Consider the following 20,772-nt stretch of genomic DNA (forward strand, 5'->3'; position numbering starts at 1 on the left):
GGTGTGTTTCCGGAAGAGAGTAGGGGCGCAGCCGCGCCCCGGTTTCAGTTATCGAGTGCGGGCACGACCGCCTTGTGTACCCTGGGTTTGCGGGCTGGCGGAACAACGCCCATCGACACGATGTATTTCAGCGCTTCGTCCACCGTCATGTCGAGTTCTATCGCCTCGCTGCGCGGCACCATCAGGAAGAAGCCTGAGGTCGGATTGGGCGTGGTCGGTACATAGACGCTGATGTGGTCGGTCAGGTGGTTGGCCACGTCGCCGCCCGGCTGGCCGGTCATGAAGGCGATGGTCCAGCTGCCCTGACGCGGGTACTGGATCAGCATCGCCTTGCGGAAGGCCTCGCCCGAGCTGGAAAACAGAGTGTCCGACACCTGCTTCACGCCGTTGTAGATCGACTTGACCACGGGAATGCGCGACAGCAGGCCTTCCCAGTAGCGCAGCAGGCGCTGGCCGATGATGTTGTGACCGACTACGCCACTGATCAGGATGATCAGCACCGTCAGGATGACGCCCAGACCGGGAATGTCGAACCCGAAAAGCTGCTCCGGCCGCCACTGGTAGGGCACCAGCAGCATGGTTGAATCGAGCGTGCCGAGGATCCACGCAAGCACCCAGAGGGTGATCGCGAGCGGAATCCACATCAGCAGGCCGGTGATGAAATAGCGTTTCATCAATGGCAGGCGCACGGGCCGCCACAAGCCTTCGGCGCGGCCGGACTGCTGTCGGTCGAAGCCGGTTCGGCAGAGGATCCGGATGACGCCTCCTTCGCGGCATCGGCGCCGGCTGCAGGACTGGCCGGCTTTGCGCCACCGCCCTTGAAATCGGTGGCATACCAGCCGCTGCCCTTGAGCTGGAAGCCGGCCGCGGAAAGCTGCTTGGTGAAGGTCGATGCGCCGCAGGCCGGGCAGACCGTCAGCTTTGCCTCGCTGATCTTCTGCATTACATCTTTTTCATGACCGCAGGACGAGCAGCGGTAACCGTATATCGGCATGTCAGGCTCCGGAAAACGCAGAAGTATAGATTAAGGCATTGTTGCACATGCACATTTCAGTCCATGCGCGAAGCAGATGAGGGTCGGTGCGCCGGATTCAAGGCCCCGTGCGTCTGCTCAGAAAGCACCGAGATAGGTCTGATTGATGGACTGCCCGAAAAACAGGGCCAGAACACCGGCTGCCGCCAGATAGGGGCCGAACGGGATGGGCACGTTGCGGCCGTGCGAGCGGAAGACAATCATCGCGATGCCGACGCTCGCGCCGACCAGCGACGACAGCAGGATGACCACCGGCAGCATCTGCCAGCCGAGGAACGCGCCGATGGCAGCGAGCAGCTTGAAGTCGCCGTAACCCATGCCTTCCTTGCCGGTAACCAGTTTGAAGGCCCAGTAAACCGACCACAACACGAGGTAGCCAACGATGGCGCCCGCCACCGCAGATGGAAGATCGGTGAAACCGCCCACCAGATTGAGCAGCAGCCCTGCCCAGACCAGAGGCAGGGTGATGCTGTCGGGCAGCAGCTGGGTGTCGAGATCGATGAAGGTCAGGGCGATCAGTGCCCACACGAAAGCCAATGCGCCAGCCAGCAGCAGCGTCGGGCCGAAGGTGATGGCACTGGCGGCGCTGAGCAGGCCGGTCAGGAGCTCGACCAGCGGATAACGCATGCTGATCGGCGTTCTGCAGGCGCTGCAGCGACCGCGCAGCAGGGCCCACGACAGCAGCGGGATGTTCTGCAGCGCGCTGATCGCATGGCCGCAGGACGGGCAGCGGGAACGCGGTACGGCGAGGGTAAGTGGATCAGCCGGCGCAGGCGTGTGGCCGGCAAGTTCCGCGCACTGCGCCGCCCACTCGCGTTCCATCATCAGCGGCAGACGATGGATCACCACGTTCAGGAAGCTGCCGACGGCCAGACCGATGAGGCCGCACAGCAGCGCCAGCGGCCCGGACTGGGCCAGCAGGTCGATGTTCATGAAGTGTCCTGCCTGCGCTCAGACCGACTGCGCGACCTTGAAGATCGGCAGGTACATGGCCACCACCAGGCCGCCGATGAGCGTACCCAGTACCACCATGATGATCGGCTCAAGCAGACTGGACAGCGCCTCGACCGAATCATCGACTTCCTGCTCGAAGAAGTCGGCCACCTTGGACAGCATGGCGTCGAGCTGACCCGACTCCTCGCCGATCGACGCCATCTGTACCACCATTACCGGGAACACATTCGTGTTCTGCATCGCCACCGTGAGGCTGGTACCGGTACTCACTTCGGACTGGATCTGCTTGGTCGCCATGCGGTAGATGTGATTGCCGGCGGCACCGCCGACCGAATCGAGCGCTTCGACCAGCGGCACGCCGGCCGCGAACATCGTCGACAGCGTGCGTGCCCAGCGCGCGATGGTTGCCTTGCGCACGATGTCGCCCATCACCGGCAAGCGGAGCAGCAGCCGGTCGACCGCAATCTGCAGCGGCAGCGATCGCTTGAGCATGTAGGCGAAGCTGATGAAGGCGCCGGCGGCGACGAGCGCGATGAGCCAGGAATAGGCGACAAAGGCGTCCGAGATCGCGATGACGACGAGCGTCGGTGCCGGCAGGTCGGCACCGAAGCTCGAAAACACCTTCTTGAACTCCGGAATGACGAAAATCATGATCACCGCGGTGATGATGATTGCGATACCCAGCACCGATGCCGGATAGAACATGGCCGACTTGATCTTGCCCTTGATGGCAAGGATCTTTTCTCGGTAGGTCGCAAGCCGGTCGAGCAGGCTGTCAAGAATACCGGCCTGCTCGCCGGCGGATACCAGATTGCAGAAAAGCGGGTCGAAATGCTGCGGGTACTTGCGGAAGGCCTGGTTCAGACTCGAGCCGGATTCCACTTCGAGCTTGATGTCGCCCAGCAGGCGCGACACGGCGCCATTCGCGGCGCCCTTGCCGACAATGTCGAAGGCCTGCAGCAGGGGCACGCCGGCTTTCATCATCGTGGCGAGCTGGCGGGTGAACAGTGTGATGTCCTTCTCGGTCACCTTGCCGCCGCGACCAAAGCTGCGCTTCTTGACCTTGGTGACCAGAATGCCCTGACGGCGCAGCGTGGCCTGGACCATGGCTTCGCCGCCGGCGCGCATTTCGCCGCGCACCTGCTTGCCGCTCTTGTCCTTGCCTTCCCAGTTGAATACCTGGTCCTTGGAACCGCTGTCCTTGCGTGCGGGGCGGGTTGCGGTGGCCAAATCAAGCTCCTAGCGCGGTATGACCGCTCTTGCTGGCGCGGCGGGGGTGCCGCGACCGTTCATTCATTGGTGCAGGCAAGCACTTCAGCCAGCGAGGTCACACCCTGCTTGACCTTCAGTAGCCCCGACTGTCGCAAATCCCTCACGCCGTCTCGCCGGGCCTGCTGCGCAACGTCGATCGAGTTGCCATTGGTCATGATGATATGCGCAATCTCATCGGAGATCGGCATCACCTGGTAGATGCCGACCCGGCCCTTGTAGCCGCTGTCCTTGCAGCGCTCGCAGCCGACCGGGCCGTAGGGTTGCCAGCTTCCGTCGAGCTCTTCCTCGGTGAAACCGGCTTCGAGCAGGGCTTCGACCGGAATGTCCATCGGCTGCTTGCAGGAGCATAGGCGCCGCGCCAGACGCTGCGCAGTGATCAATATGACACTCGATGCAATATTGAATGCGGCAATGCCCATGTTGCGCATTCGGTCGAGCGTGGTCGGCGCGTCGTTGGTGTGCAGCGTCGACAGCACAAGGTGACCGGTCTGGGCGGCCTTGATCGAAATTTCGGCCGTTTCGAGGTCGCGTATTTCACCGACCATGATCACGTCCGGATCCTGTCGCAGGAAGGATTTGAGCGCCGCAGCGAAGGTCAGGCCGGCTTTGTCGTTGACGTTGACCTGATTGACGCCCGGCAAGTTGATTTCGGCCGGATCTTCGGCGGTCGAAATATTTACGCCGGCCTGATTCAGGATGTTGAGGCAGGTGTAGAGCGACACTGTCTTGCCCGAACCGGTAGGGCCAGTGACCAGAATCATGCCGTACGGACGCCCGATCGCATTCATCAGCGCCGCGCGCTGCGGCGGCTCGTAACCGAGCGCATCGATGCCCAGCATGGCCGAGCTGGGATCGAGAATCCGCATGACGATCTTCTCGCCGTGCAGCGTCGGTAGTGTGCTGACCCGGAAGTCGATGGCGCGCGTCTTGGACAGTACGAATTTCATCCGGCCGTCCTGCGGCACCCGCTTCTCCGAAATGTCGAGCCGGGAAATGACCTTGATGCGCGACGCGATCTTCTCGCGCAGAACCAACGGCGGCTGGGTGATTTCGCGCAGCACGCCGTCGGTTCGATAGCGGATGCGGTAATACTTTTCGTACGGTTCGAAGTGGACGTCGGACGCCCCTTCATTGATCGCGTCGAGCAGAATCTTCTGGATGAAACGCACCACCGGTGCGTCGTCGATCTCGATTGCGCCAGTGTCGTTGCTTGCGGCCTCCTCGTCCGGCGCCATTTCGCCTTCGAAGTCGAAGTCGGCCGAAGACAGCGATTCCAGCGTCTTCTCGACCGACTCCGACATCTTGTCGACCAGCGCAAACAGCTTGTCCGTTTCCACGACGACCGGATCGACGGCCAGGCCGGTCTGGAAGCGGACTTCATCGATGGCGCGCAGATTGGAGGGGTCTGCGATCGCAACAGCCAGCCGGTTGGCGCGCTTCTTCAGCGCCAGCACGCGATGCGTGCGCATCAGCTTCATGTCGATCGCGTCGGTCGCGAACTGGTCGGGGTCGTACTGCGTCAGGTCGAGCAGCGGATAGCCGAAGGTTTCCGATGCAAACACCGCCGCATCACGTGCGGTCATCTTGCCGCTCGCCACGAGCTGGGCGACGAAACCCGCCCCCGACTGATCGCCTTCACGGGTCAGCGTGCTGGCTTCCGTCTCGGTCAGCCGGCCGTGCTGAGCCAGCGCGCGCGCCAGACCTGACAGGGAGCTTTTTGCTGTAGCGGCCATGATCGGAGTCGGAGACGTGTGTGCGAAAGTTGATAAATCGCCTTTGATGATGACGATTCAGGCTTGATCTGTAAACGGTTTCTGGCGCTTCAGCGCCGTTTCAACGTTTCGATTCGTCGACCGGTTTGAACAGGCGCACGCTGCGCACCATTCGGTCTTCGGTATGCAGTATTTCCATCGTCACATTATCGATCCGTACCGAAAGGCCGGACTCAGGGATGTCCTGCAGGTGGTCAAGCAACAGCCCGTTCAGTGTTTTCGGCCCCTGAAGCGGGAGGTTGAGCCCAAGCTTGCCATTCAGTTCGCGCAGGCTGCGGCTGCCATCGACGATGACGCTGCCGTCCTGCCAGGCCAATGAGAGCGCACTGCCCGGCTGGCCGGTGGTGAACTTGCCCACAATCTCCTCGATGATGTCCTCCAGGGTGACCAGTCCCTCGACCTCGCCGTATTCGTTCACCACCAGCGCAAGGCGCTGCCGGTTCTCCTGGAAGAACTGCAGTTGGCTGTACAGCGGCGTCGCCGACGGCACGAAGTAGGGCTTGGTCAGCAACGCACGGATTTCATCCTTGTCGAGTTCGCCCGCTGACAGCGCGCTGACAACCCGCCGCTGCGGCAACACGCCGAGCACCCGGTCCAGCTCGCCGACATAGACCGGTACCCGGCCATGGTGGCTCGTGGCAATCTGGTGCTGGATATCCGGCAGCGGCTGTTCGAGGTCAATCGCCTCGATCTGGTTGCGCGGGGTCATCACGTCCTCGACCGTCACGTCCTCCAGCTCGAACAGGTTGATCAGGATGCGCCGGTGAGCAGCGGGGATGAAATGGCCCGATTCGGTCATCAGCGCGCGCAGTTCGTCCGCCGACAGCGCATGACCTTCTTCCTGGTCGCCCGGGTTCAGGCGGGTGATGCGCAGAATGCCCGAAACGAGGAGATTGACCGACCAGATGACCGGATAGAACACCTTCAACAACGGCTTGAGCACGAACGCGACCACCGGGGCGATCGAATTGGCGTAGCCCGCGCCGACCACCTTGGGCGTGATCTCGGAAAACACCAGGATGAGGAAGGTGATCAGCAGCGTGCCGATCGCAAGTGTCAGCTCGCCTTCGCCGAACAGGCCGATCACGATCACCCCGGTCAGCGTGGCGGCTGCGGCATTGACCAGATTGTTGAACAGCAGAATGACGCCGAGCAGCTTGTCAGTCTGCGCCAGCAGGTCGAGCGCGTGTTGCGCACCGCGCGAGCCGCCTTGTGCCGCTGCCTTCAGCCGATAGCGGTTGGACGCCATCATGGCCGTTTCCGCCATCGAAAAGAAGCCGGACAACACCAGCAGAACGGCCAGTGCTATGAACTGGCTGGACAGGGGGATTGAATCCATCGCTCAGGTACGGCCGAGCACGACCTCGATCACGAAGCGTGTACCTATATAGGCGAGAAGCAGCACGAAGAAGCCGCCCAGCGTCCAGCGCAGCGCGAGCCGGCCGCGCCAGCCGCGGAAGTGCCGCCCGGCCAGCAGGATGCCGAACAGCACCCAGGACAGGATCGCGAAGAAGGTCTTGTGATTGAAGGTGAGCGGTTTGCCGAATACCTGTTCCGAAAACACGATGCCGCTGATCAGCGTTGCACTGAGCAATACGAAAGCGACCGTAATGAGCCTGAAGAGCAGCCCCTCCATTACCAGCAACGGCGGCATGTTGTCGAGCAATCGGGTCAGGCGGCCCTTGTGCAGGCTGCGCTCAACCGCCGACATCAGCATCGCGTGCAGTGCCGCCAGCGTGAACAGGCTGTATGCGGTCATCGCCATGACGAAATGGGTGCGGAACAGCAGGTTGTCGGCATTGCCGATTGCGTGACGGTCCGGCCAGATTACGGGAATCGCGGCGCAGACCGCGGCCACCGGCAACGCCAGTGTGTGCAGGCCATCCAGTCGCGACGACAGGCTTTCCACCCAGTAGAACACCAGCGCCAGCCAGGTCATCACGGCCAGCGCGTCGGCCGCACCGAAACGCATCTGGCCGTCGGGGAAAAGCTGATGCGACAGCACCACGCCGTGTACCACCAGCGCGAAGGCAAGCGCCGCGGTACGCAAACTGCTACCCGGCGCCGGCAGTGCCCGGGCCAGCATGGCGGGGCGGGTGAGCCACAGCGCCAGCGCAGCGTACAGGGCGGAGGGGAGCAGTTCGATTAGAATCATTGCTCCCAGTTTAACCCAAGGCGCAGGCTGCCCCGACATGCTAGACAACCTCACCCAACGGCTTGCCAAGGTCGTCAAGACACTGCGTGGTCAGGCTCGCCTGACCGACGAGAACATTGCAGACATGCTGCGCGAAGTGCGCATGGCCCTGCTTGAAGCCGACGTCGCTCTGCCCGTGGTCAAAGACCTGGTCGCGAAGATCCGTGAAAAGGCGGTCGGCCAGGAAGTGGTCGGTTCGCTCACGCCGGGTCAGGCGCTGATCGGCGTCGTTCATGACGAACTCACCGCGCTGATGGGTGGCGCTTCGGTCGGCCTGAACTTCGCAACCCAGCCGCCGGCAATCGTGCTGATGGCCGGCCTGCAGGGCGCTGGCAAGACGACCACGGTCGGCAAGCTGGCCAAGTGGCTCAAAGAAACGCAGAAGAAGAAGGTGCTGACCGTGTCGTGCGACGTGTATCGCCCGGCCGCCATCGAGCAGTTGCGCACCGTCACCGGTCAGGCCGGCGCCGAGTTCTTTCCGTCAACGCCGGACCAGAAACCTGTCGACATCGCCCGAGCGGCGGTTGAATTCGCAAAAACCCGCTATTTCGACGTGCTGCTGGTCGATACCGCTGGCCGGCTGGCGGTCGACCAGCCGATGATGGACGAAATCCGTGCGCTGCACGAGGCGCTCAAGCCGATCGAAACGCTGTTCGTGGTTGACGCCATGCTGGGTCAGGACGCGGTCAATACCGCCAAGGCGTTCAAGGATGCATTGCCGCTGACTGGCGTCGTGCTGACCAAGCTTGATGGCGATGCGCGCGGTGGCGCGGCGCTGTCGGTGCGCCACGTGACCGGTGCACCGCTGAAATTTGCCGGCGTGGGCGAAAAGCTGACCGGGCTGGAGGAGTTCCATCCCCAGCGCATGGCATCGCGCATTCTCGGCATGGGTGACATCCTTGGTCTGGTCGAGGACGCGCGCCGTCAGGTCGATGAGGATCAGGCGCGCGATCTGGCGCAGAAGCTCAAGAGCGGCAAGGGCTTCGATCTGAATGACTTCAAGCAGCAGATCGCACAGATGCGCAAGATGGGAGGCCTGTCGGCGCTGATGGACAAACTGCCGGCGCAGTTCGCCGGTGCCGCCCAGCAGATGCAGGGCGGGCAGGATGACAAGGCGATCCGCCGCATCGAAGGCATCATCAACTCGATGACGCCGACCGAACGTACCAAGCCGGAACTCATCAAGGCGAGCCGCAAGCGGCGCATTGCAGCGGGTTCAGGCACGTCGGTGCAGGAGGTGAACCGGTTGCTGAACCAGTTCGAACAAACACAGAAGATGATGAAGCAGTTCTCCAAGGGTGGCATGCAGAAAATGATGCGCAGCATGAAGGGCATGCTGCCGGGCATGCGCTGAGCGCGCGGAGCCGGTCGACGTGGCGCGAGAGCTGGTATGCGTCGTCGATGACGACGAGCGCGCTCGGAGGGCGCTGGCGGAGGCGGTCGCGGGACCGGACATCGATGTGCAGATGTTTGCCGGCGCGGGCTCTCTGCTGCAGAACCGCAGCGCCATCACGCGGGCCGCCTGCCTGGTGGTCAGTGCCACCCTGCGGGACATCGGTTGCGTCGAATTGCAGTCCAGTTTGCTCGCCATCGGCAGTCGCGCGTCGATCGTCTTCGTGTCCGGCCCCTGCGAGGTGATCCAGGCAGTTCAGGCGTTGCGCCGTGGCGCGCTGGATTTCATGTTGAAGCCGGTCGATCCGTTGCAACTGCGCGAAAGGGTGAACGAAGCGATCGGCATTCACTGCGCCCATCGGGGCCGTCGCAGTCGCCTTCATGCGGTCAGCCAACATCTCGGAACGCTGACCACACGCGAGCGCGAAGTGCTCGAACGCGTCATGGAGGGGCGCCAGAACGCGGAAATCGCAGTCGATCTCGGCATCAGCACGAAAACGGTGGAACAGCACCGCGCGCGCATGATGGCCAAGATGAAGGTCGGTTCGCTGGCTGAGCTGGTGGTTCAGGTCACTGAATGGCGATTGCTCTCGGACCCGCTGCGCTGACCGGACTCAGGGATTGCTGGCGCTCAAGCCGGGCCACGACCAATGACGCTCCCAGGCGCCGCGCACCAGATTCGGGTATTCGGCCTTGCCCAGACTGCCGTTGTAGCGTCCGAGCGCCCTGAACAGGTTGCCCTTCTCGATGTCGAGATAGTGGCGCAGGATCGTGCAGCCGAAGCGCAGGTTGGTTCGCAGGTGGAAAAGGTTGCTTTCCTCGTTGCCGATGAGCTTCACCCAGAACGGCATGACCTGCATGTAGCCGCGCGCACCCGCGCTCGACACCGCGTACTTGCGGAAGCCGCTTTCCACCTGGATCAAGCCGAGTACGAGCTGTGGATCGAGCCCGGCCCGTGTGGCCTCGTAATGCACCGCCTTCAGGAATTCCATGCGTCCGGCCTCGTCCGGCATGCGTTTGGTCAGGCGATCCGACATCGCATTCAGCCAGAGCTGGCGTTCCGGCGACGCGCCGCCCGCTGATTCCGGCGCCGGCCGGTCACTGATTGCCCGGTGCAGGGCGGCGCGCACGCTGTCGGCCAGCGGCTCGTACTGCTGCGACGCGGCCGCGCCGCCCGCCAGCGAAGCGAGCAGCAGGGCGAAGCAGGCAAATTGCGCGCGTGTCATCAATGGCCCGCAGGGGCGCCCAGAAGTCCGGACACGGCGTCCGGCGCCACCTTGTGTACGACGCCCTCGCGACGGTGCTGGTATTCGACCACGCCTTCTTTTAGTCCGCGCTCGCCGACCGTGATGCGGTGCGGCACACCGATCAGTTCCCAGTCGGCAAACATCACGCCCGGGCGCTCGTCGCGATCGTCGAGGATGACGTCGAAGCCCTTTTGCGCCAGTTCACCATAGAGCGATTGCGCCGCCTCGCGCACGGCGTCGGACTTGCTCCAGCCGACCGGGCAGATCACGACTTCGAACGGGGCGATCGTCTGCGGCCAGATGATGCCGCGCTCGTCGTGGTTCTGTTCGATGGCGGCGCCGACAAGCCGGGTCACGCCGATGCCGTAGCAGCCCATCACCATGGCGCGCGGCTTGCCGGTTTCATCGAGATAGGTGCAGTTCATTGCTTCCGAATACTTGGTGCCGAGAAAGAAAACGTGGCCGACCTCGATGCCGCGCTGGATGGCCAGCACGCCCTTGCCGTCCGGTGACGGATCGCCTTCGGCCACGTTGCGCAGGTCGGCAACCGCTTCAGGTTCCGGCAGATCACGGTCCCAGTTCACGCCGGTGAGGTGGGCGTCCGGCTGGTTGGCACCCGTGACGAAGTCGTGCATGTTGGCGACCGTCAGGTCGGCCACGATATGCACACGCTGCTTCAAGCCGATCGGCCCCAGATAGCCCGGCACGCAGCCGAAGTGCTCGACGATTTCCGCTTCGGACGCGAAGCGGAAGCCGTCCTTGAGACCGGCCAGCTTCGATGCCTTCACTTCATTCAGTTCGTGATCCCCGCGCAACATGAGCAGCCAAAGTTCGGTCCTGCCTTCCTTTTCGGCCGCAAGCACGATGGACTTGACGGTCGACGCAAGCGGGACGCCGAGCAGCGCCGCCACATCCTCGCAGCGGGTCGTGCCGGGCGTCGGTGTGACGGACATCGTCTGCGTCGCCGCACCCCGTTGCGCGATCAGCGACACCGCCTGCGCCAGTTCGATATTGGCCGCGTAGTCGGAATCAGGGCACCAGGCGATCAGATCTTCGCCGGTGTCGGCGATCACCTGGAATTCGTGGCTGCGCGAACCGCCGATGGCGCCGGTGTCGGCGGCAACAGCGCGAAACTGCAGGCCAAGCCGGTTGAAAATGCGCAGATAGGCATCGAACATGATGTCGTAGCTGCGGCCGGCAGCTTCGTCGTCACGATCAAACGAGTAGGCGTCTTTCATCGTGAATTCGCGCCCGCGCATCACGCCGAAGCGCGGCCGGCGCTCGTCGCGAAACTTGGTCTGGATGTGATAGAAGTTCTTTGGCAGCTGGCGCCAGCTGTGGATTTCCGCTCGCGCAATATCGGTGACGACCTCTTCCGATGTCGGCTGGATGATGAAGTCGCGGTCGTGCCGGTCTTTCACGCGCAGCATTTCCGGACCCATCTTGTCCCAGCGCCCGGTCTCCTGCCACAACTCGGCTGGCTGAATGAGCGGCATCAGCAGCTCGATCGCGCCGGCTTTGTTCATTTCGTCGCGGATGATGCCTTCTATCTTCCGGATGACCCGCAGGCCCATCGGCATGTAGTTGTAGATGCCGCCAGCGAGCTTGCGGATCATGCCGGCGCGGGTCATCAGCTTGTGCGATACGACCTCGGCGTCCGAGGGGGCTTCCTTGAGCGTGGAAATGAAGAATTTGCTGGCGTGCATGAAGTTCGCGAACCCGAGAATGGTGAAGAGGCAAACTTGCGATTCTAGCCGCTTGGCACTGCTAGGCTGAAGCGGCGACCTTTGCTTCATTTCGGTGACGAATTGTGGAAGAATCCACCAAAATTTCATCAGGCAGGTTCAGTCATGCTCGACCGGGAAGGGTATCGCCCGAACGTCGGCATCATCCTCATCAACGGGCGCAATGAAGTCTTCTGGGGAAAGCGCATAGGCGAACACGCCTGGCAGTTTCCACAAGGAGGCATCAACCACGGTGAATCGCCCGAGCAGGCGATGTACCGCGAGCTCTGGGAAGAGTTGGGGCTACGTCCGCAGCATGTGCGTATCGTCGGGCGAACGCGCGACTGGCTTCGTTATGACGTGCCGCGCAATTGGGTGCGGCGCGAATGGCGCAGTGCGTACCGCGGCCAGAAGCAGATCTGGTATCTCTTGCGCATGGTGGGCCGCGACTGCGACGTCTGCCTGCGCGCCACCGATCATCCCGAATTCGACGCATGGCGATGGCACGACTACTGGATTCCGCTGGATTCGGTCATCGAGTTCAAGCGGCAGGTCTATCAGCAGGCGCTGACAGAACTGGCGCGGCTGGCCTTCCGGAATGCCCGCGCCAAAGGCTGCGCGAGCCATGGCGACGACGAGGAGCAGAAGGTGTCGCCCGTACCGGATGATTCAAGACCGGACTCCATTTCGCCCGCGCCGTGAGGGCGTCGAAGTTCGCCCGGCCGGTGCATGTTCTGCCGCAACCTGCGGAACCTCGTCCATGCAAGGACCCTCAATCGTTCATATGTTCACCAAAAACTATTTAGCTGCCGTACGTTGTGCTGCAGCAGTGATGCTGTGCCTCTCGATGACCGGCGCGGGTGCGCAGATCACCGACTGGCAGAAGCCGGAGCCCTATCGCGGGCAGGAAGCCGGAGAACCGGGCGAACTCAAGGAAGACGACTTTGCGTTGCCCGATGTTGCACAGGCGACGGACTGGGTCGAGTTCCACGTCGGTTCCGAGACGCGAAATCGCTATTTTGTCGCGCGTGCGAGTATCAGCGTGGGTAAGGATGAAGTGACGCGCTTCATTTCGCGTGTGCTGACCGCGGGTGGTGCAGAGACTGTTTCGGTCGAAGGCATTCGCTGCGCAACAGCGGAACGGCGTCTGTACGCCCACCGCAGGGCAGGGGCGGGTTGGGTGAGTCCGCGTTCGGTGCAATGGTCGCCGGTCTATACCGGCAACCGCTTCAATGCCTATCACTACGCTCTGTTCGATGGTTTGATTTGCGCCGGCGATCGCCCGCAGAAACCATCTCAGGCGATCGAATTGATGGCGGCCAGCTTCAAGTCGCGGGTCGGAACGCCACTTACAGGCTATCGCTGATGTTCCCGGATCGTCTGATCATCGAGCTTGATCGCGCGTTGCGCACTCTGGCGGCACCCGCACGAACCACGCGTCCGATTCCCGGGGCCGAACTGCCTGAGCCCGACCTCGACGACGGCCAGCGTCTCCATGTCGGCGCCCTGATGCGCATCAACCACGTGGGTGAAATCTGTGCCCAGGCGCTTTATCAGGGGCAGGCGCTGACGTGCCGCGATCCGTCGGTTCGCGATGCGTTGCGTCAGGCGGCCATCGAGGAAACCGAACACCTGTGCTGGACTGCGTCGCGCATCGGCGAACTGGGCGCGCGGACCAGCCTGCTGAATCCGCTTTGGTACGGTGGTGCGCTGCTGGCAGGCGTTACCGCCGGACTGGTCGGCGACAAGTGGAATCTGGGTTTTCTGGTGGAAACAGAAAACCAGGTCGAGGCGCACCTTCAGGGGCATCTGGACCGCCTGCCCGCAGCTGACCAGAAATCATGGAGGCTGCTCGAGCAGATGCGGCAGGACGAGCGACAGCATGCACGCGTAGCCGAAAAGCTGGGCGCTGCAGAGCTGCCGGCGCCCGTCCGGGCTGCGATGCGTGCGGCGTCGTCTGTAATGACCAGGCTGGCCTACCACGTCTGAAGGCGCCTGTGATCAGGCAGGTGTTTCGATGATTTCCCAGGTGTGTTCGATGCGCGCCGTCTGGCCGAGCATGATGGAAGCCGAACAATACTTCTCGGCAGACAGATGGATCGCGCGCTCAATCATTTCCGGTTTCAGTTGCCTGCCGCTGATCTTGAAGTGAAACCCGATTCGGGTGAACACCTTGGGATCTTCGGGAGCGCGGTCTGCCTTGAGTTCCACTTCGCAGCCGGTGACCGCTTGACGACTTTTCTTCAGTATCAGCATGACGTCGAAGGCTGTGCAGCCCCCGGTGCCGGCGAGCAGCAGTTCCATCGGCCTCGGTGCCATGTTGCGACCGCCGGCTTCCGGCGCGCCGTCCATGTTCAACATGTGGCCCGAGCCCGTCTCGGCCACGAAGCTCACGCCGTCTAGCCACTTCACGACACATTCCATCGCGTCTTCTCCTTTAAGAGCGCGTGATTGTAATGCGCAGACGCGACCAATCCGTCCGCATCGGAATTGTTGCAATGCGTCACGGCCTGGGTGGTGATGCGAAGTAATCCGCATTTCCGTAGGGGTAATTCGTTGCCTTACGGTCAAGCGGGCTGTAACTTCATGAAATAAAAAGTTATTTAATGCAGTGGATCGGTGCTCGCCCGCGCGCTGGCTAAGCGGTGTTCCTTGTGCGATGCAAAAAATCCTTGCTTACGCGGATCGGCTGGACAATAATCAAGGCAAGTTTCGAGAACGATCGTTCACCTGCACCTGCTGCCAGTAGTGCGGTCGTTTCTCCGCAGGTGTCTCCTCCACCCTCCTCCTTTGGTGTGGATTTAGCGCGACTCAATGAGTCGCGCTTTTTTTATTCAGGCGTCGAGCATTGACACGCCTGACTCCGCGGGCTATATTCGCCGGCTTTTGGGCGATCTGGCCCGAAATCATTGGGACGTTCGAGATGAAAACCTTTTCAGCCAAGCCGCACGAAGTCGAGCGCGACTGGTATGTCGTCGATGCCTCTGACAAGGTGCTCGGGCGCCTGGCCAGCGAAATCGCACGCCGTCTGCGCGGCAAGCACAAGCCTGTATTTACGCCCCACGTCGATACTGGTGACTACATTGTTGTCGTGAACGTCGAGAAGTTGCGCGTCACCGGGAACAAGGCAGAAGACAAGAAGTATTACCGCCACTCGGGATACCCGGGCGGTATCTACGAAACGAATTTCACCAAGCTGCAGCAGCGCTTCCCGGAGCGTGTTCTTGAGAAAGCAGTCAAGGGCATGCTTCCGAAGGGACCGCTAGGCTACGCAATGCTAAAGAAGCTGAAGTGCTACGCTGGTACGGATCATCCGCATACAGCGCAGCAGCCCAAAGCGCTGAATATCTGAGGACGGTCCGGTCATGGCTTTCAACGTTGATTACTATTACGGCACGGGACGGCGCAAGACTGCGGTTGCCCGCGTGTTCCTCCGTCCGGGCAAGGGCGCTTTTGTTGTAAACAACAAGCCGGTCGACGAGTTCTTCTCGCGCGAAACTGGACGCATGGTTGTCCGGCAGCCGCTTGAGCTGACCGAGCACATCAGCACATTCGACATCATGGTGAATGTGATCGGTGGTGGTGAATCCGGTCAGGCCGGTGCCGTTCGCCACGGCATCACCCGCGCGCTCATCGACTATGACGCAACGCTGAAGCCTGCACTCAGCAAAGCAGGGTTTGTTACGCGCGATGCACGTGAAGTTGAGCGCAAGAAGGTTGGCTTTCACAAGGCACGTCGTCGCAAGCAATTCTCGAAGCGCTGATTCGTCAGTCGCCGCATCCGGAGAAGGCCGCCTCGACAGCGGCCTTTTTCGTTTCTGGCATCATGCAGCGTAGGCGGAGCGACCAGCTCGCTCCAGGCCGCATCCATTCAAAGGGGAATCGAGGTGGCAATCCGGGTTGGTATCGTTGGTGGAACGGGTTATACAGGCGTTGAACTGCTGCGCTTGCTGGCGCGACATCCAGACGTGGAACTGAAGGCGATCACCTCTCGCGGCGATGCGGGCAAACCTGTGTCCGAGATGTTTCCAAGCCTGCGGGGGCACGTCGATCTGCGTTTTGCCGACCCTGTCGAGGCGGCGCTGGAAGACTGCAATGTGGTGTTCTTCGCCACACCGAACGGCATCGCCATGCAGCAGGTACCCGCTTTGCTGGCGGCAGGGGTGAAGGTGATCGATCTTGCTGCAGACTTCCGGCTAAAGGATGAAGCCGTCTGGGAGCAATGGTACGGCATGCCGCACGCCTGCCCTGACATCCTTGCTGAGGCGGTCTACGGCCTGCCGGAGGTGAACAGGGCGCAGATCCGTTCCGCACGCATCGTCGCAAACCCTGGCTGCTATCCGACTGCGGTGCAGCTTGGCTTCATTCCGCTGATCGAAGCTGGTGTGGTCGATCCTGCCGCTTTGATCGCCGACGCCAAGTCGGGCGTATCCGGTGCGGGGCGCAAGGCGGAAGTACACACGCTGTTTGCCGAAGCAGCGGATAATTTTAAAGCGTATGGCGTCCCGGGCCACCGCCATTTGCCGGAAATCCGGCAGGGCCTCTCGAACGTAGCCGGCGATGAAGTCGGGTTGACCTTCGTGCCACATCTGACGCCACTGATTCGCGGTATTCACGCCACTCTGTATGGCCGCTTGCGCAAGGAGTGTGACCTGCAGGCGCTGTTTGAGGAGCGTTATGCCGACGAGCGCTTCGTCGATGTCCTGCCGGCGGGCAGCCATCCTGAAACGCGTTCGGTCCGCGCATCCAATACCTGTCGTATCGCTGTTCATCGCCCACAGGGAGGCGATACGGTCGTGATACTGAGCGTAATCGATAACCTGGTGAAAGGTGCTGCGGGACAGGCGGTGCAGAACATGAACCTGATGTTCGGGTTCGATGAGTCGTGTGGACTAGAGCTCGTACCGGTCTTGCCGTAAAGGCGCGTCGATGGCGTTCGCGCCACGGCATCGCAGCCCGTCAGGTTGCGGTGCGTTCGAACGCGCCCTGGTATCTCAAAGTGCTTGCGGTCACGGGCGTCGTGGCGATTGTGCTGGTGTTTGCACAAGTGATTTTCGACGCTGGACGCGGCTGGGTGGGTCTGGACATTTCTGGCATGCAGTCGGAGGCGCAATCGCTTCGCGAGCGCGTATCCGTGCTGGAAGGCGAGCTAGCTGGTGTTCGTCAGCAGGCCGATTCTGCACACAGCACGTTGCAGATAGAGCGTAGCGCGCAGGAACAGCTGACGTCCCGTATTCGCTCCCTCGAAAGCGAAAACAGCCGCTTGCGCGAAGATATGCTGGTATTCGAAAGTCTGGCCGGTTCATCCGGTGTAGAGCAGGGTTTCAAGATCAATCGATTGGTGCTTGAATCAGACGGCGAAGTCGGGCGTTATCGCTATCGCATGCTGATTATCCGTCAGGGCGGCAAGCCCGACCGGGACGCCCTTGGGACCTACGAAATCGTTGCGACAATTGACCAACAGGGGCACGGTGCTAACATCACGTTTCCGCACAAGCCCGGCGATGCATCGCACCGCGTCGCGTTCAGGCACTTCCAGCGCGTCGATGGTGTTATCACCCTGCCGGACGGCGCGCGGCTGAAATCGATAGAAGTACGTTTTGTTCAGGACGGACAAATCAGGGCGCGCGCGACCGCAGCGGTCTGAGCACGCAACCTTTGGAGGACGGCATGTTCGGAAAGAAGTCGAAAAAGCCCAGCAACCGAATAGACAGCCTGATCGGCGCCGGTACCCGAGTGGTCGGTGACGTACATTTCCGTGGCGGTCTGCGTATTGATGGTGAGGTGGTAGGCAATGTCCGAGCTGATGGGGATGAATCCAGCACGCTGGTACTGAGCGAACATGCGCGGATTGAGGGCGCTGTCTCCGTGACCCATGCCATGGTGAATGGCGTCGTCAACGGACCCATCGTGTCGTCGGAGTTTCTGGAGCTTCAGCCGCAGGCACGAATATCCGGCGATGTGGTCTATAACAGGCTGGAGGTGCATCTTGGTGCTATTGTCAAGGGGTTGCTGGAACATCAGAATGCGGCTCCGCGTGCGATTGAACTGAAGTTGGCCAGTGGAAGTTGAACTGGAACGAACTTGTTTTGTAGTGCAGCAACCTTGGAGTGACGAAACATGAATGCAATGACCGAGATGCCGATGCCGCTGCTTTTTTCCGACAGTGCGGCAAACAAGGTTCAGGAGTTGATCCTCGAAGAGGGCAACCCTGACCTGAAGTTGCGCGTTTTCGTGTCGGGCGGTGGATGTTCCGGTTTCCAGTACGGCTTCACGTTCGATGAAGTGACCAACGAAGACGACACCGCGCTTGAAAAGAACGGTGTGACGCTGTTGATCGATCCGATGAGCTACCAGTACCTGGTTGGCGCAGAGATTGATTACAGTGAAGGTCTCGAAGGTGCTCAGTTCGTGATCAAGAATCCGAACGCGACGTCGACTTGCGGTTGCGGCTCGTCTTTCTCAGTCTGATTTTGCAAGCTGGTTTCTAGGCCGGCCACACGGCGCCCAGTATCCGGGGGCCGCGGGCACCGGTGACGTTCGGTACGTTGCCAGGCTCGCCGCGCAAGGTGCGCCGCGCAAGCCACGCGAACGCGAGCGATTCAACGCTGCCGGGCGCGACACCCCAGTGGGCGGTGCTGATGACCTGAGCTCTTGCATGGGCCTGCAGTCGGTTCACAAGATGCGTGTTCAAGGCGCCACCGCCGCACACGGCGATCTCATCGGCGCTGAAACCGGCGGACGCCAGCGCCTGGCACACCGATATTGCGGTCAATTCCGCTAGGGTGGCCTGCACGTCCTCGGCGCGCTCGCTGCCCGTCAACAGCGAATCCAGCCAATCGAGATTGAACTGTTCTCGCCCACAGCTCTTTGGTGGCTGGCGTGCGAAGAACGGATGCGACAGCAACCCATCGAGCAGCTTCCGATCCACCTTCCCGCTTGCTGCCCACGCGCCATCGGAATCGTAGGGCAGCCCGCGCGCGCGCGCGATCCATCCGTCCATCAGCACATTGCCAGGGCCGCAGTCGAATCCGCGTACCGGCTCGCCCGGTGCCAGCAGCGTTACGTTCGACATGCCGCCGATGTTCAGGACCACTCGCGATCGGGTTGCGTCGGAGAACAAGTGAGCGTGGAACGCCGGCACGAGCGGTGCGCCTTGTCCGCCTGCCGCTAAATCGCGCGTGCGGAAATCGGCGACCACGGCAATCCCGCTCAGCTCGGCCAGCAGCGAAGGTGCGTTGATCTGCAGTGTGTAGCCTTCCGCTGGCATGTGCCGGACGGTCTGGCCATGGCAGCCGATGGCGCTGACGCCTGCGGCAGACAGCCCGGCAGTAGCGAGCAGTTGGGAAACCAGATCGGCACTGATGTGGGCCAGCTCAATAGCTGCGCATTGCGATCGGCGTATTTCGTCCAGCCCGCTCGCGCACAATGCGGTCAGTTCATCGCGCAGCGTGATCGCGTAGGGCCGGTGTGCATGCGCCAGCTGGGCAGGCCGTTCAGCCGAAAAATCAACCAGTACCGCATCAATTCCGTCGAGGCTGGTGCCCGACATGATTCCGATGAACAGCTCCCTCATGAGCCTTCCCGTCGGCGCGGTCCCGCGCTTGCGATACCATCGCGCGATTTGCACGTCGGCCGGCCTGATCTGGGCCGACCGGCGTTTCTGGATAGCCGGAGTAAAGTCATGTCAGATGTCGAACAAGCGTTGCACTGGATAAAGCGTGGCGTGGAAGAGTTGTTGCCCGAGGCTGATCTGGTGGAGAAGTTGAAGTCCGGGCGCCCGCTGAGGGTCAAGGCCGGCTTCGATCCTACAGCACCGGACCTGCATCTTGGGCACACGGTATTGCTGAACAAGCTGAAGCACTTTCAGGATCTCGGTCACCACATCCTGTTCCTGATCAGCGACTTCACCGGCTCGATCGGTGACCCGACCGGCAAGAATGCGACCCGGCCCCCACTCAGTCGCGAACAGGTGCTTGCCAATGCGCGCACCTATCAGGATCAGGTCGGCAAGATCCTTGACCCCGAGCGCCTGGAGGTTGTGTTCAATTCGACCTGGATGAACGAACTCGGCGCCGAGGGCATGATCCGCCTCGCTTCGCGCCATACGGTGGCCAGGATGCTCGAGCGCGACGACTTTGCAAAGCGCTATGCCGGCAATCAGCCGATTGCCATCCACGAATTTCTTTATCCCCTTTGCCAGGGCTATGACTCGGTCGCATTGAAGGCCGATGTGGAGCTCGGCGGGACCGATCAGAAGTTCAACCTGCTTATGGGGCGAGAGCTCCAGAAGCAGTGCGGGCAGCCGCAGCAGGTTGTACTCATGATGCCGCTGCTTGAAGGGCTGGATGGCGTCAACAAGATGTCCAAGTCCCTTGGCAACTATATCGGTGTATCGGAGCCCCCCAACGAGATCTTCGGCAAAGTGATGTCGGTGTCCGATAGGCTGATGTGGCGCTACTTCGAGCTGTTGTCGTTCCGCAGCAGTGCCGAGATCGAAGCGCTGCAGGCAGAGACTCGGGCGGGTCGCAATCCGCGCGACGCGAAAGTGATGTTGGCGAAGGAGATCGTTGCGCGCTTCCATGGCGCGCCCGCGGCTGACGCTGCGCTGCAAGATTTCGAAACGCGGTTCCGGCAAGGCGGTGTACCGGATGATTTGCCGGAGGTGATGCTTCAGGCGCCGCCATCCGGTTTGCCGATTGCCCAGGCGTTGAAGTCTGCTGGGCTCACGGGAACGACATCGGAGGCGCTGCGCATGATCGAGCAAGGCGGTGTACGTCTCGACGGCGAGAAGGCATCCGATCGCGGCCTGTTGCTTGCCGCGGGGACAAACGTGGTGGCGCAGGTCGGCAAGCGAAAATTCTGCAGGATCATTGTCGGCCAGGGATGAGCCGTTAGTCCGCTGATCGAACGAGGGATTTTTATACGTTTGTCGTGTTGCATCGGAGTGGCGTGGGTCCGATGCGAAAAATATTCAGGATTCTTTCGAAAAGGTATTGACGGCCTTTCGATTATCCGTAGAATGCGCACCTCTCGTTGCTCAGCAGCGAAGCTCTTTAAAAACACAAACAGCCGATAGGTGTGGGCACGGCATGGTTGTAACGGCGTGTGGATGTCGTTTCGGGGCAACCTGGGGTGATGGAGATACGCATGACAACTAAATTGAAGTGCTCATACGAATCAA

General features: G+C 61.5%; 23 protein-coding genes. 12 read left to right on the forward strand and 11 right to left on the reverse strand.

Features of this window, described 5'->3' with window-relative positions; genetic code table 11:
• Positions 1 to 44 precede the first annotated feature (44 nt).
• From Q8R75_RS15830 to ccsA, 7 genes are all read right to left on the reverse strand, one after another.
• The gene (locus Q8R75_RS15830) at positions 45 to 674 is read right to left on the reverse strand and encodes a DUF502 domain-containing protein (protein WP_305613092.1); all 630 of its coding nucleotides are present in this window, start codon (positions 672 to 674) and stop codon (positions 45 to 47) included.
• Entirely contained in the window at positions 674 to 994 is a 321-nt protein-coding gene (locus Q8R75_RS15835; RefSeq protein WP_305613091.1) for an FmdB family zinc ribbon protein, read from the reverse strand. The genes Q8R75_RS15830 and Q8R75_RS15835 overlap by 1 nt, the downstream gene beginning before the upstream one ends.
• Before the next feature lie 117 nt (positions 995 to 1,111).
• Complete coding sequence (locus tag Q8R75_RS15840; RefSeq protein ID WP_305613090.1) at positions 1,112 to 1,966, reverse strand: A24 family peptidase; 855 nt, start codon at positions 1,964 to 1,966, stop codon at positions 1,112 to 1,114.
• An 18-nt stretch (positions 1,967 to 1,984) separates the two neighbouring features.
• On the reverse strand, positions 1,985 to 3,217 hold the full coding sequence (locus Q8R75_RS15845) for a type II secretion system F family protein (RefSeq protein WP_257081937.1): 1,233 nt from the start codon (positions 3,215 to 3,217) through the stop codon (positions 1,985 to 1,987).
• A 59-nt stretch (positions 3,218 to 3,276) separates the two neighbouring features.
• The gene (gene pilB, locus Q8R75_RS15850; protein ID WP_305613089.1) at positions 3,277 to 4,992 is read right to left on the reverse strand and encodes a type IV-A pilus assembly ATPase PilB; all 1,716 of its coding nucleotides are present in this window, start codon (positions 4,990 to 4,992) and stop codon (positions 3,277 to 3,279) included.
• Positions 4,993 to 5,092: 100 nt separating this feature from the next.
• Complete coding sequence (locus Q8R75_RS15855; protein ID WP_305613088.1) at positions 5,093 to 6,370, reverse strand: HlyC/CorC family transporter; 1,278 nt, start codon at positions 6,368 to 6,370, stop codon at positions 5,093 to 5,095.
• A gap of 3 nt (positions 6,371 to 6,373) precedes the next feature.
• Entirely contained in the window at positions 6,374 to 7,186 is an 813-nt protein-coding gene (gene ccsA / locus Q8R75_RS15860) for a cytochrome c biogenesis protein CcsA (RefSeq protein WP_305613087.1), read from the reverse strand.
• Between the two features lie 37 nt (positions 7,187 to 7,223).
• On the opposite strand from ccsA, the gene ffh reads away from it, so the two are divergent.
• Both ffh and Q8R75_RS15870 read left to right on the forward strand, forming a co-directional pair.
• Entirely contained in the window at positions 7,224 to 8,579 is a 1,356-nt protein-coding gene (ffh, locus tag Q8R75_RS15865; protein ID WP_305626450.1) for a signal recognition particle protein, read from the forward strand.
• A gap of 19 nt (positions 8,580 to 8,598) precedes the next feature.
• Positions 8,599 to 9,225 carry a LuxR C-terminal-related transcriptional regulator gene (locus tag Q8R75_RS15870; RefSeq protein WP_305614930.1) on the forward strand — a complete coding sequence of 209 codons (627 nt, stop codon included), beginning with the start codon at positions 8,599 to 8,601 and terminating at the stop codon, positions 9,223 to 9,225.
• Between the two features lie 6 nt (positions 9,226 to 9,231).
• Here the strand turns inward: Q8R75_RS15870 and Q8R75_RS15875 are convergent, their stop codons facing one another.
• Both Q8R75_RS15875 and Q8R75_RS15880 read right to left on the reverse strand, forming a co-directional pair.
• A complete protein-coding gene (locus Q8R75_RS15875) occupies positions 9,232 to 9,843 on the reverse strand; it encodes a lytic transglycosylase domain-containing protein (protein ID WP_305614948.1) in 612 nt (203 codons plus the stop codon).
• Positions 9,843 to 11,570: a proline--tRNA ligase gene (locus Q8R75_RS15880; RefSeq protein WP_305614950.1), complete on the reverse strand. Its 1,728-nt coding sequence runs from the start codon at positions 11,568 to 11,570 to the stop codon at positions 9,843 to 9,845. The genes Q8R75_RS15875 and Q8R75_RS15880 overlap by 1 nt, the downstream gene beginning before the upstream one ends.
• Before the next feature lie 144 nt (positions 11,571 to 11,714).
• Here Q8R75_RS15880 and Q8R75_RS15885 point away from each other — a divergent pair, with 144 nt between their 5' ends.
• The 3 genes from Q8R75_RS15885 to coq7 all read left to right on the forward strand — a co-directional run bounded on the left by Q8R75_RS15885 (position 11,715) and on the right by coq7 (position 13,577).
• A complete protein-coding gene (locus Q8R75_RS15885; RefSeq protein WP_305614952.1) occupies positions 11,715 to 12,290 on the forward strand; it encodes an RNA pyrophosphohydrolase in 576 nt (191 codons plus the stop codon).
• Positions 12,291 to 12,372: 82 nt separating this feature from the next.
• Entirely contained in the window at positions 12,373 to 12,954 is a 582-nt protein-coding gene (locus Q8R75_RS15890) for a CNP1-like family protein (RefSeq protein ID WP_305614954.1), read from the forward strand.
• Positions 12,951 to 13,577, forward strand: coding sequence for a 2-polyprenyl-3-methyl-6-methoxy-1,4-benzoquinone monooxygenase (gene coq7, locus Q8R75_RS15895; protein WP_305614972.1), 627 nt, complete (start codon positions 12,951 to 12,953; stop codon positions 13,575 to 13,577). The genes Q8R75_RS15890 and coq7 overlap by 4 nt, the downstream gene beginning before the upstream one ends.
• A 12-nt stretch (positions 13,578 to 13,589) precedes the next feature.
• On the opposite strand, the gene Q8R75_RS15900 is transcribed toward coq7, so the two are convergent.
• Positions 13,590 to 14,012: an OsmC family protein gene (locus tag Q8R75_RS15900; protein WP_305614956.1), complete on the reverse strand. Its 423-nt coding sequence runs from the start codon at positions 14,010 to 14,012 to the stop codon at positions 13,590 to 13,592.
• Positions 14,013 to 14,511: 499 nt separating this feature from the next.
• Between Q8R75_RS15900 and rplM the strand changes: the two genes are divergently transcribed.
• The 6 genes from rplM to erpA all read left to right on the forward strand — a co-directional run bounded on the left by rplM (position 14,512) and on the right by erpA (position 18,059).
• Positions 14,512 to 14,940 (forward strand): 50S ribosomal protein L13, encoded by a 429-nt coding sequence (gene rplM, locus Q8R75_RS15905; protein WP_069038506.1) that lies wholly within the window; start codon positions 14,512 to 14,514, stop codon positions 14,938 to 14,940.
• Between the two features lie 13 nt (positions 14,941 to 14,953).
• The gene (gene rpsI / locus Q8R75_RS15910; protein ID WP_305614958.1) at positions 14,954 to 15,352 is read left to right on the forward strand and encodes a 30S ribosomal protein S9; all 399 of its coding nucleotides are present in this window, start codon (positions 14,954 to 14,956) and stop codon (positions 15,350 to 15,352) included.
• 123 nt (positions 15,353 to 15,475) lie between these two features.
• On the forward strand, positions 15,476 to 16,507 hold the full coding sequence (argC, locus tag Q8R75_RS15915; protein ID WP_305614960.1) for an N-acetyl-gamma-glutamyl-phosphate reductase: 1,032 nt from the start codon (positions 15,476 to 15,478) through the stop codon (positions 16,505 to 16,507).
• Between the two features lie 80 nt (positions 16,508 to 16,587).
• Complete coding sequence (locus Q8R75_RS15920) at positions 16,588 to 17,235, forward strand: DUF6776 family protein (RefSeq protein WP_305626035.1); 648 nt, start codon at positions 16,588 to 16,590, stop codon at positions 17,233 to 17,235.
• Positions 17,236 to 17,258: 23 nt separating this feature from the next.
• The gene (locus Q8R75_RS15925) at positions 17,259 to 17,660 is read left to right on the forward strand and encodes a polymer-forming cytoskeletal protein (protein ID WP_305614965.1); all 402 of its coding nucleotides are present in this window, start codon (positions 17,259 to 17,261) and stop codon (positions 17,658 to 17,660) included.
• Positions 17,661 to 17,708: 48 nt separating this feature from the next.
• Positions 17,709 to 18,059, forward strand: coding sequence for an iron-sulfur cluster insertion protein ErpA (erpA, locus tag Q8R75_RS15930; protein WP_257081951.1), 351 nt, complete (start codon positions 17,709 to 17,711; stop codon positions 18,057 to 18,059).
• 16 nt (positions 18,060 to 18,075) lie between these two features.
• Here the strand turns inward: erpA and Q8R75_RS15935 are convergent, their stop codons facing one another.
• Positions 18,076 to 19,164 carry an anhydro-N-acetylmuramic acid kinase gene (locus tag Q8R75_RS15935; protein WP_305614968.1) on the reverse strand — a complete coding sequence of 363 codons (1,089 nt, stop codon included), beginning with the start codon at positions 19,162 to 19,164 and terminating at the stop codon, positions 18,076 to 18,078.
• Positions 19,165 to 19,272: 108 nt separating this feature from the next.
• Here Q8R75_RS15935 and tyrS point away from each other — a divergent pair, with 108 nt between their 5' ends.
• Positions 19,273 to 20,478: a tyrosine--tRNA ligase gene (tyrS, locus tag Q8R75_RS15940; protein ID WP_305663792.1), complete on the forward strand. Its 1,206-nt coding sequence runs from the start codon at positions 19,273 to 19,275 to the stop codon at positions 20,476 to 20,478.
• Positions 20,479 to 20,772: the final 294 nt, after the last annotated feature.

It is taken from the genome of Methyloversatilis sp. (genome assembly GCF_030696805.1).
Taxonomy (GTDB): Bacteria; Pseudomonadota; Gammaproteobacteria; order Burkholderiales; family Rhodocyclaceae; genus Methyloversatilis.

Excerpts from the sequence above, each read along its gene's own strand:
- Q8R75_RS15830 (WP_305613092.1), bottom strand. The coding sequence starts at position 674 with ATGAAACGCTATTTCATCACCGGCCTGCTGATGTGGATTCCGCTCGCG.
- Q8R75_RS15835 (WP_305613091.1), bottom strand. The coding sequence starts at position 994 with ATGCCGATATACGGTTACCGCTGCTCGTCCTGCGGTCATGAAAAAGAT.
- Q8R75_RS15840 (WP_305613090.1), bottom strand. The coding sequence starts at position 1,966 with ATGAACATCGACCTGCTGGCCCAGTCCGGGCCGCTGGCGCTGCTGTGC.
- pilB (WP_305613089.1), bottom strand. The coding sequence starts at position 4,992 with ATGGCCGCTACAGCAAAAAGCTCCCTGTCAGGTCTGGCGCGCGCGCTG.
- Q8R75_RS15855 (WP_305613088.1), bottom strand. The coding sequence starts at position 6,370 with ATGGATTCAATCCCCCTGTCCAGCCAGTTCATAGCACTGGCCGTTCTG.
- ccsA (WP_305613087.1), bottom strand. The coding sequence starts at position 7,186 with ATGATTCTAATCGAACTGCTCCCCTCCGCCCTGTACGCTGCGCTGGCG.
- ffh (WP_305626450.1), top strand. The coding sequence starts at position 7,224 with ATGCTAGACAACCTCACCCAACGGCTTGCCAAGGTCGTCAAGACACTG.
- Q8R75_RS15875 (WP_305614948.1), bottom strand. The coding sequence starts at position 9,843 with ATGACACGCGCGCAATTTGCCTGCTTCGCCCTGCTGCTCGCTTCGCTG.
- Q8R75_RS15880 (WP_305614950.1), bottom strand. The coding sequence starts at position 11,570 with ATGCACGCCAGCAAATTCTTCATTTCCACGCTCAAGGAAGCCCCCTCG.
- Q8R75_RS15885 (WP_305614952.1), top strand. The coding sequence starts at position 11,715 with ATGCTCGACCGGGAAGGGTATCGCCCGAACGTCGGCATCATCCTCATC.
- Q8R75_RS15890 (WP_305614954.1), top strand. The coding sequence starts at position 12,373 with ATGTTCACCAAAAACTATTTAGCTGCCGTACGTTGTGCTGCAGCAGTG.
- Q8R75_RS15900 (WP_305614956.1), bottom strand. The coding sequence starts at position 14,012 with ATGGAATGTGTCGTGAAGTGGCTAGACGGCGTGAGCTTCGTGGCCGAG.
- rplM (WP_069038506.1), top strand. The coding sequence starts at position 14,512 with ATGAAAACCTTTTCAGCCAAGCCGCACGAAGTCGAGCGCGACTGGTAT.
- rpsI (WP_305614958.1), top strand. The coding sequence starts at position 14,954 with ATGGCTTTCAACGTTGATTACTATTACGGCACGGGACGGCGCAAGACT.
- Q8R75_RS15925 (WP_305614965.1), top strand. The coding sequence starts at position 17,259 with ATGTTCGGAAAGAAGTCGAAAAAGCCCAGCAACCGAATAGACAGCCTG.
- erpA (WP_257081951.1), top strand. The coding sequence starts at position 17,709 with ATGAATGCAATGACCGAGATGCCGATGCCGCTGCTTTTTTCCGACAGT.
- Q8R75_RS15935 (WP_305614968.1), bottom strand. The coding sequence starts at position 19,164 with ATGAGGGAGCTGTTCATCGGAATCATGTCGGGCACCAGCCTCGACGGA.
- tyrS (WP_305663792.1), top strand. The coding sequence starts at position 19,273 with ATGTCAGATGTCGAACAAGCGTTGCACTGGATAAAGCGTGGCGTGGAA.